This is a genomic window from Ruegeria sp. S84 (assembly GCF_056583445.1).
The window spans coordinates 2,482,929-2,497,301 of the sequence record NZ_CM152618.1 but is presented as its reverse complement, the minus strand read 5'-3'; the positions used below and the strand labels follow the sequence as shown (position 1 = coordinate 2,497,301).

Annotated in this window: 16 protein-coding genes and 1 pseudogene; 12 read left to right on the top strand and 5 right to left on the bottom strand. The window is 56.3% G+C overall.

Features of this window, described 5'->3' with window-relative positions:
• Positions 1-308 precede the first annotated feature (308 nt).
• A complete protein-coding gene (gene mdh / locus AC1DFB_RS12530; protein WP_480921380.1) occupies positions 309-1,271 on the bottom strand; it encodes a malate dehydrogenase in 963 nt (320 codons plus the stop codon).
• Between the two features lie 161 nt (positions 1,272-1,432).
• Here mdh and AC1DFB_RS12525 point away from each other — a divergent pair, with 161 nt between their 5' ends.
• Positions 1,433-2,188, top strand: a complete 756-nt coding sequence (locus AC1DFB_RS12525) for a sulfite exporter TauE/SafE family protein (protein WP_170395788.1) — start codon at positions 1,433-1,435, stop codon at positions 2,186-2,188.
• Here AC1DFB_RS12525 and AC1DFB_RS12520 read toward each other — a convergent pair.
• A pseudogene (locus AC1DFB_RS12520) lies at positions 2,185-2,484 on the bottom strand (hypothetical protein). The gene AC1DFB_RS12525 and the pseudogene AC1DFB_RS12520 sit on opposite strands and share 4 nt — an antisense overlap.
• A 175-nt stretch (positions 2,485-2,659) precedes the next feature.
• Between AC1DFB_RS12520 and AC1DFB_RS12515 the strand changes: the two are divergent.
• The 11 genes from AC1DFB_RS12515 to AC1DFB_RS12465 all read left to right on the top strand — a co-directional run bounded on the left by AC1DFB_RS12515 (position 2,660) and on the right by AC1DFB_RS12465 (position 11,092).
• Positions 2,660-3,517 carry an HpcH/HpaI aldolase/citrate lyase family protein gene (locus AC1DFB_RS12515; protein WP_170395792.1) on the top strand — a complete coding sequence of 286 codons (858 nt, stop codon included), beginning with the start codon at positions 2,660-2,662 and terminating at the stop codon, positions 3,515-3,517.
• A gap of 6 nt (positions 3,518-3,523) precedes the next feature.
• Complete coding sequence (locus tag AC1DFB_RS12510) at positions 3,524-4,078, top strand: NnrU family protein (protein ID WP_480921379.1); 555 nt, start codon at positions 3,524-3,526, stop codon at positions 4,076-4,078.
• Between the two features lie 12 nt (positions 4,079-4,090).
• On the top strand, positions 4,091-4,297 hold the full coding sequence (locus AC1DFB_RS12505) for a DUF1737 domain-containing protein (RefSeq protein WP_170408336.1): 207 nt from the start codon (positions 4,091-4,093) through the stop codon (positions 4,295-4,297).
• On the top strand, positions 4,297-5,325 hold the full coding sequence (locus AC1DFB_RS12500; protein WP_480921378.1) for a MaoC family dehydratase: 1,029 nt from the start codon (positions 4,297-4,299) through the stop codon (positions 5,323-5,325). Before AC1DFB_RS12505 ends, AC1DFB_RS12500 begins: the two co-directional genes overlap by 1 nt.
• A gap of 66 nt (positions 5,326-5,391) precedes the next feature.
• Positions 5,392-6,063 (top strand): DUF1194 domain-containing protein, encoded by a 672-nt coding sequence (locus AC1DFB_RS12495; RefSeq protein ID WP_480921377.1) that lies wholly within the window; start codon positions 5,392-5,394, stop codon positions 6,061-6,063.
• Between the two features lie 207 nt (positions 6,064-6,270).
• On the top strand, positions 6,271-6,654 hold the full coding sequence (gene sdhC, locus AC1DFB_RS12490; protein WP_170395798.1) for a succinate dehydrogenase, cytochrome b556 subunit: 384 nt from the start codon (positions 6,271-6,273) through the stop codon (positions 6,652-6,654).
• Positions 6,655-6,667: 13 nt separating this feature from the next.
• Entirely contained in the window at positions 6,668-7,051 is a 384-nt protein-coding gene (locus AC1DFB_RS12485; RefSeq protein WP_170395800.1) for a succinate dehydrogenase, hydrophobic membrane anchor protein, read from the top strand.
• A gap of 12 nt (positions 7,052-7,063) precedes the next feature.
• On the top strand, positions 7,064-8,872 hold the full coding sequence (gene sdhA, locus AC1DFB_RS12480) for a succinate dehydrogenase flavoprotein subunit (RefSeq protein ID WP_480921376.1): 1,809 nt from the start codon (positions 7,064-7,066) through the stop codon (positions 8,870-8,872).
• A gap of 12 nt (positions 8,873-8,884) precedes the next feature.
• The gene (locus tag AC1DFB_RS12475; RefSeq protein ID WP_480921375.1) at positions 8,885-9,664 is read left to right on the top strand and encodes a succinate dehydrogenase iron-sulfur subunit; all 780 of its coding nucleotides are present in this window, start codon (positions 8,885-8,887) and stop codon (positions 9,662-9,664) included.
• 137 nt (positions 9,665-9,801) lie between these two features.
• A complete protein-coding gene (locus AC1DFB_RS12470) occupies positions 9,802-9,942 on the top strand; it encodes a hypothetical protein (RefSeq protein WP_170395806.1) in 141 nt (46 codons plus the stop codon).
• A gap of 286 nt (positions 9,943-10,228) precedes the next feature.
• Positions 10,229-11,092: a DUF1989 domain-containing protein gene (locus AC1DFB_RS12465; RefSeq protein ID WP_170636871.1), complete on the top strand. Its 864-nt coding sequence runs from the start codon at positions 10,229-10,231 to the stop codon at positions 11,090-11,092.
• Positions 11,093-11,104: 12 nt separating this feature from the next.
• On the opposite strand, the gene deoD is transcribed toward AC1DFB_RS12465, so the two are convergent.
• From deoD to AC1DFB_RS12450, 3 genes are all read right to left on the bottom strand, one after another.
• Positions 11,105-11,815, bottom strand: a complete 711-nt coding sequence (gene deoD / locus AC1DFB_RS12460; protein WP_170736688.1) for a purine-nucleoside phosphorylase — start codon at positions 11,813-11,815, stop codon at positions 11,105-11,107.
• Between the two features lie 18 nt (positions 11,816-11,833).
• Positions 11,834-12,145, bottom strand: a complete 312-nt coding sequence (locus AC1DFB_RS12455) for an H-NS histone family protein (RefSeq protein ID WP_170736686.1) — start codon at positions 12,143-12,145, stop codon at positions 11,834-11,836.
• Positions 12,146-12,260: 115 nt separating this feature from the next.
• Positions 12,261-14,228, bottom strand: coding sequence for a protein meaA (locus tag AC1DFB_RS12450; RefSeq protein ID WP_170626168.1), 1,968 nt, complete (start codon positions 14,226-14,228; stop codon positions 12,261-12,263).
• Between the last annotated feature and the right edge of the window lie 145 nt (positions 14,229-14,373).

Below are 14,373 nucleotides of genomic sequence, written 5' to 3'. Positions count from 1 at the left end.
GAAATTGTCCCGTCTGACTACGATTACACCGTTATAGGGGTGTCTAAGCGCCAAAATTAAAGAGTTTTTTGACGGGTCACGGGAAATTGTCGAAGATTTTCAGTATTTGTGATCACAGGTTTTTGGGGTGTGATCACAAAAATTGCGGGGCGTGGAAATTGATTCGATGATCCGGGATCATGCCCACAAAACACATTCATAGATGAGTTTTGCGACGTTTGCGCGAACATCTTTTAGCCAGCTTGGCACCGTGTAAAAGAAAACCGGCCCGTGAAGAGGGCCGGTTCATTGGTTCTAGGGTTCGTGACTTAGGCCAGCGAGTTGTCGATGCCCTTGCATGCTTCGATCAGGCCCTTAACGGCATTGACCGAATTGTCGAAACCGGCCTGTTCTTCTTCGTTCAGCTTGATGTCGACGACGCGCTCGATACCACCTGCACCGATTACGGTAGGCACGCCGACATACATGCCGTCGACACCCAGTTCGCCGTTGCAATAGGCTGCACAAGGCAGAACGCGTTTCTGGTCTTTCAGGTAGGCTTCGGCCATTTCGATCGCCGAAGTCGCCGGTGCATAGAAAGCCGAGCCGGTCTTCAGCAGGCCAACGATTTCTGCGCCGCCGTCACGGGTGCGCTGAACGATGGCGTCCAGTTTTTCCTGCGTGGTCCAGCCCATCTCAACCAGATCGGGCAACGGGATACCGGCAACGGTCGAGTAGCGCACTGAAGGCACCATCGTGTCGCCATGGCCGCCCAGAACAAAGGCGGTGACGTCGCGCATGGACACATTGAACTCTTCCGACAAGAAGTGTGCGAAACGGCCCGAGTCCAGAACGCCCGCCATGCCGCAGACTTTGTTGTGCGGCAGGCCCGAGAATTCACGCAGCGCCCAAACCATCGCGTCCAGCGGGTTGGTGATGCAGATGACGAACGCATCCGGAGCGTTTGCGGCGATGCCTTCACCGACCGATTTCATGACCTTCAGGTTGATGCCCAGCAAGTCGTCGCGGCTCATGCCCGGCTTGCGCGGCACGCCAGCGGTGACGATGCAGACGTCGGCACCGGCGATGTCCTCATAGGACTGGGTGCCCTTCAGTTTGGCGTCGAAGCCTTCCGAGGGGCCGGATTCGGCGATGTCCAGCGCCTTTCCTTCCGGGGTGCCTTCGGCGATGTCGAACAGCACGACGTCACCAAGTTCTTTCATTGCAGCGAGGTGGGCGAGCGTGCCGCCGATCTGACCTGCGCCGATCAGCGCGATCTTAGGTCTGGCCATTTGGAATATCTCCGGTCGGTTTTGAAATCGCGGTTGTGCTAGTCGCAAAAGCGGCGTCACGCAAGCCTTCTGCGGCGCGGCATGCCACCGCATACCGTTTGCACCCACCCCGCCGATTGCGCTAAACCGCCTGTGAATCATGCATATTTCCGGGGTGCCTGATGTTCGAGATGAACCTGATGTTTTTTGCAGTGGCGATCCCGGCGGTGATCTTCGCGGGCATCTCGAAAGGTGGGTTCGGCTCGGGAGTGGCGTTTGCATCTTCGTCGATTCTGGCTCTGATACTGACGCCAGGACAGGCGCTAGCGCTAATGCTGCCGATACTGATGGTGATCGATCTGGCGACGTTAAAGCCGTATTGGAAACGCTGGAGCTGGCCAGATTCGCGCCTTCTGATGTTGGGCGCAGTACCAGGTATCGCGCTGGGCGCGTGGCTTTATCGTGCGACGGATGACGATCTGCTACGTCTGTTGATTGGCGGAATATCGGTCGGTTTCGTGATCTGGCACGTTGCCCAGACCAGAGGCTGGGTACGGGGCTTTGCCAACCGATTGCCTCCATCGGCGGGCCTGTTTGCCGGGCTGATCGCCGGATTCACCAGCTTTGTCAGCCATGCGGGCGGCCCACCCGCCGCCGTGTACCTGCTGTCACAACGCCTGACGAAAACCGAATTTCAAGCCTCGACCGTGCTGGTCTTCTGGGTAATCAACGCCGTCAAATTCGTGCCCTTCGCCTATCTGGGCCTCTTCACCTGGCACACAGCCTTGGCAGACCTGTTGCTGACCCCGTTTGCGATCCTCGGGGCCTGGCTGGGCGTCCGGGCGCATTTCATGCTCTCCGAACGATTGTTTTTCAACATTGCCTACGTCTTGCTGACCCTGACGGGAAGCAAACTTATTTGGGATGCGCTGGTTTAGGCGTTGGGCGGCAATGCTTCGGCCAGTGTTTCATAAGACTGGCCTGAGGCGATCAGGCAGGTCACACCTTCCGGCAAGGTCACAACAATGGTCCAGCTGCCGGTTTGGTCCGAGGCAAAAACCTCCATCACCGCTCCCCGACGCGCAATACCGATGCCTCATCGGGTTTCGCCATATGACTTTGTCAATCGCTTGATCACGTCTTCGCGTGGCGCACAATTCTGTGCGCTGACTTGTTGCGCTGCCAGTACCATGATGCCCAAGCCAATCGTCATTTTCAGCATTATCGTTTTCATTGGTCACCCCTTTCAAGCTCTTCCTCAAAGCAGCGTGTCGTAGGCAAAAGGACATCGCGTTAAGGCAACGCACGTTGCGCAGCGCAGGAAATGCTGCGCTGCGGCGATTTTGTTCTTGAACTTTCCGTCAAAAAATGCCCCATTCCGCGCAACATTATTTCAATGGGAGAGTCCAGTGGACCCGCGCCAACGCCCCTATCGCTCGGTACTATACATCCCCGGCTCGCGTGAACGCGCGCTTGATAAGGCCCGCACATTGCCGGTGGACGCCATCATCTTTGATCTTGAAGACGCGGTTGCGGCTGATGAGAAAGAGAACGCGCGCGAGACCCTCAAGGCGGCTTTGGCCGCCGGAGGCTATGGCGCTCGGGTCAAGATCGTGCGGATCAACGGGCTTGATACCGAATGGGGGCGCGCGGATGCCGAAGCCGTGCGCGAGATGGATGCAGATGCCGTTCTGTTGCCAAAGGTGAGTTCTGCTGCGGATGTGGATGCGCTGACCTCAATCACCGGAGACCTGCCGATCTGGGCGATGATGGAGACGCCGCGCGGGATGCTGAACGCAGCCGAAATTGCCGCACATCCGCTGATGGCAGGCTTTGTCATGGGGACCAACGATCTTGCGAAAGAGCTTCAGACGCGCTTCCGCCCCGACCGTTTGCCGATGATGACCTCGCTTGGCCTGTGCCTGTTGGCGGCCAAGGCCGAGGGGCTGATCATCGTCGATGGCGTCTACAATGCCTTCAAGGACACCGACGGTCTGGCCGCCGAGTGTGCCCAGGGCCGCGACATGGGCTTTGATGGCAAAACCCTGATCCACCCGGCCCAGGTCGACATCGCAAACTCCGCCTTTGCCCCTTCCGAGGATGAGATTGATCTGGCTCGCCGTCAGATTGCCGCTTTCGAGGAAACCGAGTCGCAGGGGCAGGGGGTCGCCGTTGTCGATGGCAAGATTGTTGAAAACCTACACGTTGTAACTGCCCGCGAAACTCTGGCAAAAGCAGAGGCGATAGTAGCTTTGCAAGCGGGGTAAGCCAGTATGGGCTTTGTTCTTCTGATCCTTGGTTTGGCACTTTGGTGGGCCGCACATCTTTTTAAGCGCGCGATGCCGGAACGACGTGCCGCCATGGGCGACGCGGGCAAGGGCGTCGTGGCGCTCGCCTTGGTGGCCTCGGTATTGTTGATGATCTTCGGTTATCGCATGACCGATTTCATATATGTCTGGGCGCCGCCAACCTTTCTGATTCACGTCAACAACCTGCTGGTGTTGATCGCGTTCTATCTGGCCAGCCCTGCGGGAACCAAAGGTCGCCTGTTGAACAAAGTCCGTCACCCCATGCTGGGTGGCTTTAAACTCTGGGCCTTTGCGCACCTGTTGGTGAACGGTGATCTGGCCTCGATCATCCTGTTTGGTGGCTTGTTGGCCTGGGCAATTGTCGAAGTGATCGTGATCAACAAATCCGAACCAGACTGGGCGCCGGGCGAACCCGGCACATACGGCAAAGATGCCATGTTCTTTGTGGGCTCCATCGTGCTGCTGGGCGTTGTGGGCTATATTCACGGGCTGGTTGGTCCGTCTCCGTTTGGTGGATAAGGGGCCTAATCAATGGCGAAACTTTATCGTTTGTTGACCGAGGAAGACACATCAGCCTTCTGCCACAAGGTCTCGGACGCGTTGGCAAAGGGATGGGAGCTTTATGGCGACCCGTCCTATGCCTTTGACGCCGCAAATAACGTGATGCGTTGCGCGCAGGCTGTGACCAAAGAGGTCGCCGCTGATTACACCCCCGACATGAAACTGGGACAGCAATAATGGCAAAAACCAATCCGGGTAACTTTTTCGAGGATTATTCAGTCGGGCAGATCCTGCATCACGCCGTGCCGCGCACGGTGACCGAAGGCGAGCGCGCGTTGTACCACGCGCTCTACCCTGCACGACATGCGCTCTATTCCTCGGATGAGTTCGCCCGGAATTGTGGCCTGCCGCAAAGCCCGATTGATGATCTGGCGGCGTTCCATGTGGTATTCGGCAAAACGGTTCCCGATATCTCGCTGAATGCAGTCGCCAATCTGGGTTATGCCGAAGGGCGCTGGCTGCAACCGGTCTACCCCGGTGATACGCTGCGTGCTGAATCTGAGGTGATCGGCCTCAAGCAGAACTCGAACGGCAAAACCGGTGTCGTCTGGGTCCGCACCCGCGGGCTGAACCAGCGCGACGAAGTGGTGATCGAGTATGTTCGCTGGGTCATGGTGCGCAAATCAAACCTCGACGCGCCTGCACCAGAGACGGTGGTGCCCAATCTGAAAAAGGCGCTTGATGTCAGCGATCTGGTGGTACCACATGGGCTCGATTTCTCGAAATACAATTTTGTGCAATCCGGCGAAAACCACCGCTGGGATGCGTACAACACGGAAGAAACGATCGATCACGTCGATGGCGTGACCGTCGAAGAGGCCGAGCACATGCTGGCCACCCGCCTGTGGCAGAACATCGCCAAAGTGCATTTCGACCTCACCTTCCGTCCAGAGGGACGGCTGATCTATGGCGGCCACGTTATCTCAATGGCGCGTGCCTTGTCGTTTAATGGCCTGGCGAATGCGCAGATGATCGTTGGTCTGAACGGCGGTGCCCACGCCAACCCTTGTTTCTCGGGCGATACGATCAAAGCCTGGTCCGAAGTTTTGGACAAGGCCGAGACCGGAACTCCCGGAATCGGTGCCATCCGCTTGCGCCTTGTTGCGACCAAGGGCGGCGAGCCTTTCACTTTGCGCAATGACGAGGGGAGATATCTTCCTAACGTTCTGCTAGATTTGGATTATTGGGCTCTTATGCCGATGTAGCCAATGCCTTCTGGCGGCTGACATTCAAGTGATCACGGTCCGCGAAATCCATGCTACGCTTGGCGCATGATGATGTTTCGTGCGCTCGCCGCCAGCCTGTATCTGGCATCTCAGGCTTATGCCTGTGATTTGGCTCTGGCCTTGGCCGTAGACGTTTCAGGCTCGGTTGATTCCGAGGAATATCGTATCCAAATGGACGGTCTTGCCGCAGGTCTGCGGGACCCTATCGTATCCGAGGCCTTGGTGCGCGGACAGGCTCGGCTGATGCTTGTGCAATGGACAGGCAGTTCTCGCCAGAGGATCACGATCCCCTGGACCCGGATCGATAGTTTTAACACCCTGGACCGTTTTGCTGATCAGGTCGCAGCTGACCCTCGTGTCTGGCGTAACTTCTCAACTGCGATAGGTGAGGCGCTCGATATAACGGTTGCCAGCTTTGACGACGTGCCCGAATGCGAAAGGCATCTTATTGATCTTTCGGGCGACGGAATTTCGAATGAAGGAATCGAGCCGTCGACCATCCACGCCAAACTGCGGGATCGCGGCATCACAGTGAACGCGATCGCGATAGAAGAAAGTGAACCCGATCTGACAGCCTATTTCTTCGAGAACGTCATCGTTGGCGAGGGGGCCTTTGTCGTCTCTGCAGCAGGCTTCGCGGATTATCCCGAACGTATTCGCAAGAAGCTTTTACGCGAGGTGACACAGCAGACTGCAGGGCTGACGCCGCTCCAATAATAGATTCGTGATCACATTGCTTTTTCATTGAAAACGCTAACATTGGCGGTATCGAATGTAATTTGTGATCACGAGAATATTTTGTGTGATCACAAACGCGGCTTATCAGCGATTTTGCGTTAAATTTACTGGATTTTGCACCTGCAGCGCGTGACAGAGTCGTAAAAAACAGTAAAACGTTCGGTAGCCAACCGAAAAGGAGCCAACATGGCCGATGTAAATCGAGGCAACCGCCCGCTTTCTCCACATTTGACGATCTATCGTCCACAGATGACGTCCATATCTTCGATTATGGTACGCATCACGGGTCTTGCGTCTTTTGGTTTGGCTTTGTTGGTCGTCTGGTGGTTACTTGCTGCGGCCACATCGGAAAGCGCCTTTGAGCTGATCAATGGATTGATGACCAGTTTCCTGGGTGATCTGATCATGTTCGGCGCGGCTTGGGCCATTTTTTATCACATGCTGGGCCGTTTGCGGCACGTCATCTGGGATCTGGGATATTGCGTGAATGTTGAAGTGTCCGAGAAGATGGGCATTGGCATGTTCGTGCTGGCAACTGTTCTGGCTCTGATCACAGCCGTAGCGCTTTAAGGGGAGGTTCGCGATGCAGTTTCTCACAGACCGTAAACGCGCGCAGGGCATGGGGGCCGGACGTGCAGGTACACATCACCACTGGCAAATGATGCTCAGCTCGGCGGCATTGGTCATCCTTGTTCCGCTGTTTGTATTTACCTTCGGGCACGCTTTGGGTGGAACCTACGAAGAGGCTCTGGCCTATTACAGCCGCCCGTTTCCGGCGATTATCATGGGTCTGACACTGGTTGTTGTCGTCCCGCATTTGTTGCGCGAAGCCCAGGAAGCGATTGAGGACTACGTGCATGGCGTCGCGGAAAAGCTGGCGCTGATGGCCGCGCAGGCTTTTGCATACACACTGATTGCTGCGGGTCTCTTTGCGCTCGCGCGTCTGGCTCTCGGATATGCGCAGTAAGGAACAAGAACAATGACAGCAGCATATGAATACGAAACCCACGAATATGACGTGGTGGTTGTCGGTGCCGGTGGCGCGGGTCTGCGTGCAACATTGGGCATGGCCGAGCAGGGTTTGCGCACCGCTTGCGTGACGAAGGTATTCCCGACCCGGTCACACACAGTGGCCGCCCAAGGCGGCATTGCGGCGTCCTTGTCGAATATGGGGCCAGACCATTGGCAGTGGCACATGTATGACACCGTCAAGGGCTCGGACTGGCTGGGTGACACCGATGCGATGGAATACCTCGCGCGTGAAGCACCCAAAGCTGTATATGAGCTAGAACATTACGGAGTGCCATTCAGCCGGACCGAAGAAGGCAAGATCTATCAGCGCCCATTTGGTGGCCACACCACCGAATTTGGCGAAGGCCCCGCTGTGCAGCGGACCTGTGCCGCCGCCGACCGGACCGGTCATGCGATCCTGCACACGCTGTATGGTCAGTCGCTGAAGAACAACGCTGAGTTCTACATCGAGTATTTCGCCATTGATCTGATAATGTCTGAGGACGGACAGTGTCAGGGTGTCGTGTGCTGGAAGCTGGACGACGGCACGATGCACGTCTTCAACGCCAAGATGGTTGTTCTGGCGACCGGCGGCTATGGCCGCGCCTATTTCAGTGCAACCTCGGCACATACCTGCACCGGCGACGGTGGTGGTATGGTGGCCCGCGCGGGTCTTGCACTGCAGGATATGGAATTTGTTCAGTTCCACCCAACCGGCATCTACGGATCGGGGTGCCTGATCACTGAAGGTGCACGTGGTGAAGGCGGATACCTGACCAACTCGGAAGGCGAGCGGTTCATGGAGCGCTATGCGCCTCAGTACAAAGACCTCGCGCCGCGCGACTACGTTAGCCGTTCAATGACCATGGAAATTCGCGAAGGGCGCGGCCACGGTGACAACGGCGATCATATCCATCTGAACCTCAGCCATTTGCCAGCCGAAGCTTTGGCGGAACGCCTACCGGGCATTTCAGAATCTGCGCGCGTCTTTGCCGGTGTTGACGTTACCAAGGAACCGATCCCGGTTCTGCCGACCGTGCACTATAACATGGGTGGTATCCCGACGAACTATTGGGGTGAGGTGCTGAACCCGACAGCCGACAACCCGACTGCCGTGGTCCCTGGCCTGATGGCTGTGGGCGAGGCCGGGTGTGCCTCGGTTCACGGGGCAAACCGTCTTGGTTCAAACTCGCTGATCGACCTCGTGGTGTTTGGCCGTGCGGCGGCGATCCGGGCGGGCAAAGTTGTGGATGCCGACGCGTCGAACCCGGTTCTGAACCAGGCCTCTTTAGATAAAGCGTTTGACAGGTTCGATGCGGCGCGCAACGCCAGCGGCGCAATTCCAACCGCAGATCTGCGGCTTGAGATGCAGCGCACCATGCAAGAGGACGCGGCGGTTTTCCGCACCTCGAAGACCATGGCTGAGGGCGTCGAGAAGATGACCGCGATCGCTGCCAAGATGGATGATCTGAAGGTTTCTGACAGATCGTTGGTCTGGAACAGCGATCTGATGGAGACGCTCGAGCTTACCAACCTGATGCCAAGCGCGCTCGCCACCATCGTTGGTGCCGAAGCGCGTAAGGAATCCCGCGGTGCACACGCCCATGAAGATTTCACCGAGCGTGACGATGAGAACTGGCGCGTCCACACGGTCAGCCGTGTCGATGGCAACAAAGTAGAGCTTAGCTACCGTCCGGTTATCGTTGATCCGCTGACGACCGAAGACGAGGGAGGCATCAGCATGAAAAGAATCGCGCCCAAGGCGCGGACGTTCTAAGGAGAGGAACCCATGGTACAACTGACCCTCCCCAAGAATTCCCGGATTACCACCGGTAAAACCTGGCCCAAGCCCGACGGCGCGACCAATGTGCGCAAATTCCAGATCTATCGCTGGAACCCGGATGATGGCCAGAACCCGCGCGTCGATACTTATTTCGTCGATATGGATACTTGCGGCCCGATGGTTCTGGACGCTCTGATCAAGATCAAGAATGAGATCGATCCGACTCTGACCTTCCGCCGTTCGTGCCGTGAAGGCATCTGCGGGTCCTGCGCGATGAACATCGACGGGATTAACACGCTGGCCTGTATCTATGGGATGGATGAGATCAAGGGCGACGTGAAGATCTACCCGCTGCCCCATATGCTGGTGGTCAAGGACCTGATCCCTGATCTGACTCATTTCTACGCCCAACACGCCTCGATCATGCCGTGGTTGGAGACTAAGACCAATCGTCCGGCAAAAGAGTGGAAGCAATCCATCGAAGACCGCAAGAAATTGGATGGTCTCTATGAATGTGTGATGTGTGCCAGTTGCTCGACCTCGTGCCCCAGCTACTGGTGGAACGGCGACCGCTATCTCGGCCCTGCCGCGCTGTTGCATGCTTACCGCTGGATCATCGACAGTCGGGATGAGGCCACCGGTGAGCGCTTGGACGAGCTGGAAGATCCGTTCAAGCTGTATCGCTGCCACACCATCATGAACTGCGCCAAGACCTGCCCCAAGGGTCTGAATCCGGCCAAAGCGATTGCAGAAATCAAGAAGATGATGGTGGACCGCGCGGTCTGATCACGCACCGAAACAAAGCACTTGCCGGGTTGCGGCAAGTGCATGCCGCCTCTGCAAAACTATGCGATGCGCTTGTACAAGCGCGGATCTAAAGTCCGCGCAGGGAGGAGTGATGAGTTCGAAAAGAGGTCACTCCGATGAACATGCAAAACCAAAAACACGACGCGGCCAAAGCGTTGGAATTTCTGGAACAAGCCTGGGCCTATTATACGCCCGAGCCCAAAGTTCCGGCCAAAGACGAAACACCAGAGTTGTTTGAATATGCGAACGCGGCCTGACCGTGTCGCGCGGGCTTGAATATTACGACACAATAGGCAATGCAGAGCTATGCCCGTTCTATTGCTTCTGCTCGCCGCTGTCGTATTTGCCTATTTTTTCTGGCGGTCCCGCACGTCGTCTCTGACGCGCGACTGCAGGTGGCGGCAACATCGAAGCGAGGGCCAGTGGCGCTGTGCTTACTGTGGCGCGGTGTCAAAATCTGATGTTGAGCCCACGCAGTGTCTGAAAGGACAGTAGCTGCTGTTGGGGGTTTCCCACCGGGCCGAACTGCGCCACTCTCGGCCTATGTCAGAATCTCGGAATACTCCCCGCCCACCCATGGATGCAGATGCGCGCCGCGCAATTGCGCCCGTTATTTGCTACCCGAATGAAGGGCTACCAAAACCCGATCTAGGGCTCTATCAAACCGGGCGTGATACAGCGCACAAAACGGGTGAGGTGTTGGTGCCACCGCGAGATGCGCGATGCTTTGAGGTGCCTGCAGGGCATTTCTTTCGGATCACTTCTGTTGAAGGATCGCAAGTTGGCGATCTAAACCTGTGGAACCTCAACGACCTTTCCGAGCGGTTTTATTCCGGCAAGACGCGCGCGTTGCATGGCACACATATCACCGTGGGTGAGCGCATGTGGTCGAGCTTTCCACATATGCGACCGATGGCGACAATCATAGCAGATACGCTGGGGTGGTACGGAATCGATGATTTCGGCGGGTCGGTGCACGATGTGATCGGGACCCGATGTGATCCCTATACCGGTAATCTGCTAGCTGGATCCCAGTACCATCACTGTTGCCATTCGAATCTGACACGCGCGCTGGCGGATCATTTGGGCGTCTCTTTGGCCGAAGCCGAGCCTGCGGTACATGATGTATTGAACGTGTTCATGTGCACCGGTTTCACGCGTGATACCGGGCAGTATTTCATGAAAGCCTCACCTGTCCGTCCGGGAGACTATCTTGAGTTTTTCGCCGAGATTGACCTGCTGGGAAATCTAAGCGCGTGCCCGGGCGGTGATTGCTCGTCCGAGCATTCATCGGATACCGCAGCCTGTTATCCCCTGCTGGTAGAAACCTTTGCCCCGGCTGAAGGTGCGCTTGAGGGATGGCGCAGCCCCGCGCGCAACGGATATGACCGCACGCACGGGCGCTAGATATCGCGCAATTCAGCTGTCCGGGAACGCCGCCTGCAGCGCGATTTCGACCATGTCGCCAAAACTGCTTTCTCGGTCCGAGGAGGGCAGGGCTTCGCCGGTCAGCAGGTGGTCCGAGACTGTCAGTACCGCCAATGCGCGGCATTTGTGACGCGCGGCAAGGATGTAAAGCTCTGCCGCTTCCATCTCGACACCCAAAATACCGTGCCGAACCATTTGTTCGTTCAGGTCCGGGCGTTCGTCATAAAAGACATCGGATGAATAGATGCCGCCAACATGGGTTGGCGTACCTTTGGCTTGTGCAGCCAATGCTGCAGACTGCAAAAGACCCCAATCCGCGCAAGGGGCGAAGTTCATTTCTCTCATGATCCCGCGCGAAGGGGTGCTGAGTGTGGTCGACGTCATCGCCAGAATAACATCACGCACATTCACACTGTCTTGCATCCCGCCACATGACCCGATCCGGATCAGAGTTTTGGCGCCGTAGTCACGGATCAATTCGTTCACGTAGATCGACAGAGACGGCATCCCCATGCCACTACCCTGAATGGTAACACGATTTCCTTTCCAGGTGCCGGTGAACCCCAGCATGCCACGCACTTCGTTTACCATCTTTACGTCTTCAAGAAACGTTTCGGCCGCCCATTTTGCACGATACGGGTCGCCGGGCAAAAGAACGGTTTCGGCAATCTCGCCTTTTTGGGCTCCAATATGGATAGTCATTTTGCCACTTTCCCCCGATCAGATTTCCAGATCAGTAATATCGGCACCGGCTTTTATGGCGTCATGAACCCACTGCGGTTTGCGGCCCCGCCCGGTCCAGGTTTGCGACGGATTGTTCGGATTTTGATATTTCGCTTTAGATGATTTTACCGACTTAGTGCTGTCTCCTGACAATTCAGACAACGAAAACCCATATTCCGCCGCCGCCTTTTCGGCGGCTTTCAACGCTTCTTTTCGCTCACGCACTTCGGCGGTTTTTAGCGCCTTTTCGACCCGATTGCGCAATTCGAGCAGTTCTTTGCGCGACATTTTTTCAAGATCGATTGCCATAATCTTCTCCATTTCGGCTATTCCCCTACTTATTGCAGGGGAAATTGAATAAACCCGAACCTATCTATTCCCATTTTACCGGAAATAGAAATGGAGATTTCTGTAATATGATTTTCTATTCAGCCGCAATTTCCGTTGGGTCAACCAATGTGACGATATCGCCCATGATTGCATTCAATTCGAAATTTTTCGGCGTATAGATTTTCGATACACCCATGGAACGCAATTGATCCGCGTCCTCATCGGGGATGATCCCACCTACAATGACGGGAATATCGCTTAGCCCTGCTGCTTTCAGCCGCGTCATCACGTCCTTCACCAAAGGCAGGTGGCTGCCAGAGAGGATCGATAGACCAATCACATGCGCTTTGTCTTCTTGTGCCGCAGTTACGATTTCTTCGGGCGTAAGACGAATACCTTCGTAACTGATGTCCATGCCACAGTCGCGTGCGCGGAAGGCGATCTGTTCGGCTCCGTTCGAGTGTCCGTCCAGACCAGGTTTGCCAACAAGAAACTTCAGCCTGCGCCCCAGACGGTCGCTTACCGCATCTACGGCTGCGCGCAAGTCTTCCAGACCTTCGGTTTTGTTCGAAACAGATCCCGAGACGCCGGTTGGTCCACGATATGTACCGTAGGCCTTGCGCATTTCCTCGGCCCATTCGCCAGTTGTGACACCGGCCTTGGCCGCAGCGATTGAAGGTGCCATCACGTTGGCACCGGATCGCGCTGCTTCGCGCAATGCTTGCAGCGCCGCGGCCACTGCTGCGTCATCCCGATCCGCACGCCAGTCGTTCAAGCGCCCGATTTGTTCCTGTTCAACCGCCGGGTCGACGACCATGATGCCGCCATCCTCGGTCTGCAAAGGCGAGGCTTCGCCCTCGGTCCATTTGTTTACGCCAACGACGACGGTTTCATTGCGTTCAATACGGTTCAGGCGCTCGGCATTGGACTCGACCAGCCGCGATTTCATGTATTCGATCGAGGCTACCGCGCCGCCCATCGATTCGAGATTAGCCAATTCGGCTCGTGCGCCATTTTTAAGTTCTTCGACTTTGGCGTCGACAACCGGATTGCCGTCGAACAAATCGCCATATTCCAGCAGATCGGTTTCATAGGCGAGGATTTGTTGCATCCGCATCGACCATTGCTGATCCCAGGGACGAGGCAGGCCGAGCGCTTCGTTCCATGCAGGCAACTGCACCGCACGTGCGCGGGCACGTTTGGATAGCGTCACCGCAAGCATTTCAATCAGTATGCGATAAACGTTGTTTTCCGGCTGCTGTTCGGTCAGCCCCAGCGAGTTTACCTGAACGCCATAACGGAATCGGCGGAACTTGGGGTCTTCAATGCCATAGCGCTGCTGCAGAATTTCGTCCCAAAGATCCACAAAGGCGCGCATTTTGCACATTTCGGTGACAAACCGGATGCCCGCATTCACAAAAAACGAAATCCGCCCGCAGAGTGCTGGGAAGTCTTCAGCCGGAACGCGCGGGCGAAGTTCGTCCAGCACTGCAATGGCAGTCGCCAGAGCATAGGCCAGCTCTTGCTCAGGCGTCGCGCCTGCTTCTTGCAGGTGGTACGAACACACATTCATCGGGTTCCATTTGGGCACGTTATCGTAGCAATATTCGGCCACGTCCGCGATCATCTTCAGCGATGGCTTTGGTGGGCACACATAAGTGCCGCGGCTCAGGTATTCCTTGATCAGGTCGTTCTGGACGGTCCCCTGCAATTTCGAGACGTCCGCGCCCTGTTCCTCGGCAACTGCGATATAAAGCGCCAAAAGCCAAGGAGCAGTCGCATTGATCGTCATCGAGGTATTCATCTGTTCCAGCGGAATTTGATCGAACAGAACCCGCATGTCCCCCAGATGGCAGATCGGAACCCCAACTTTTCCAACTTCGCCGCGCGCCAAAGTGTGATCGCTGTCATACCCTGTTTGGGTTGGCAGATCGAAGGCCACGGACAGGCCGGTCTGACCTTTGGCTAGGTTCGCACGATAAAGCGCATTTGACGCTTTGGCCGTTGAGTGACCGGCATATGTACGGATGAGCCAGGGGCGATCTTTCTGCAACTGCGTCATGGGTCGGGCCTCGCGGATCGATGGGTAACAAAATTACGTTATATGGTGGTAAATAGTAATTTTCAGTACATGTCAATTCGCTGCGTTGCGGCATCGACGGTTTCTGCAGATTGTGGGTGGTCGCGTTTGATGGCACTGTGCCCGA

Coding starts and splice junctions, on each gene's coding strand:
- mdh (WP_480921380.1), bottom strand. CDS start 1,271: ATGGCCAGACCTAAGATCGCGCTGATCGGCGCAGGTCAGATCGGCGGC.
- AC1DFB_RS12525 (WP_170395788.1), top strand. CDS start 1,433: ATGTTCGAGATGAACCTGATGTTTTTTGCAGTGGCGATCCCGGCGGTG.
- AC1DFB_RS12510 (WP_480921379.1), top strand. CDS start 3,524: ATGGGCTTTGTTCTTCTGATCCTTGGTTTGGCACTTTGGTGGGCCGCA.
- AC1DFB_RS12505 (WP_170408336.1), top strand. CDS start 4,091: ATGGCGAAACTTTATCGTTTGTTGACCGAGGAAGACACATCAGCCTTC.
- AC1DFB_RS12500 (WP_480921378.1), top strand. CDS start 4,297: ATGGCAAAAACCAATCCGGGTAACTTTTTCGAGGATTATTCAGTCGGG.
- AC1DFB_RS12495 (WP_480921377.1), top strand. CDS start 5,392: ATGATGATGTTTCGTGCGCTCGCCGCCAGCCTGTATCTGGCATCTCAG.
- sdhC (WP_170395798.1), top strand. CDS start 6,271: ATGGCCGATGTAAATCGAGGCAACCGCCCGCTTTCTCCACATTTGACG.
- AC1DFB_RS12485 (WP_170395800.1), top strand. CDS start 6,668: ATGCAGTTTCTCACAGACCGTAAACGCGCGCAGGGCATGGGGGCCGGA.
- sdhA (WP_480921376.1), top strand. CDS start 7,064: ATGACAGCAGCATATGAATACGAAACCCACGAATATGACGTGGTGGTT.
- AC1DFB_RS12475 (WP_480921375.1), top strand. CDS start 8,885: ATGGTACAACTGACCCTCCCCAAGAATTCCCGGATTACCACCGGTAAA.
- AC1DFB_RS12470 (WP_170395806.1), top strand. CDS start 9,802: ATGAACATGCAAAACCAAAAACACGACGCGGCCAAAGCGTTGGAATTT.
- AC1DFB_RS12465 (WP_170636871.1), top strand. CDS start 10,229: ATGTCAGAATCTCGGAATACTCCCCGCCCACCCATGGATGCAGATGCG.
- deoD (WP_170736688.1), bottom strand. CDS start 11,815: ATGACTATCCATATTGGAGCCCAAAAAGGCGAGATTGCCGAAACCGTT.
- AC1DFB_RS12455 (WP_170736686.1), bottom strand. CDS start 12,145: ATGGCAATCGATCTTGAAAAAATGTCGCGCAAAGAACTGCTCGAATTG.
- AC1DFB_RS12450 (WP_170626168.1), bottom strand. CDS start 14,228: ATGACGCAGTTGCAGAAAGATCGCCCCTGGCTCATCCGTACATATGCC.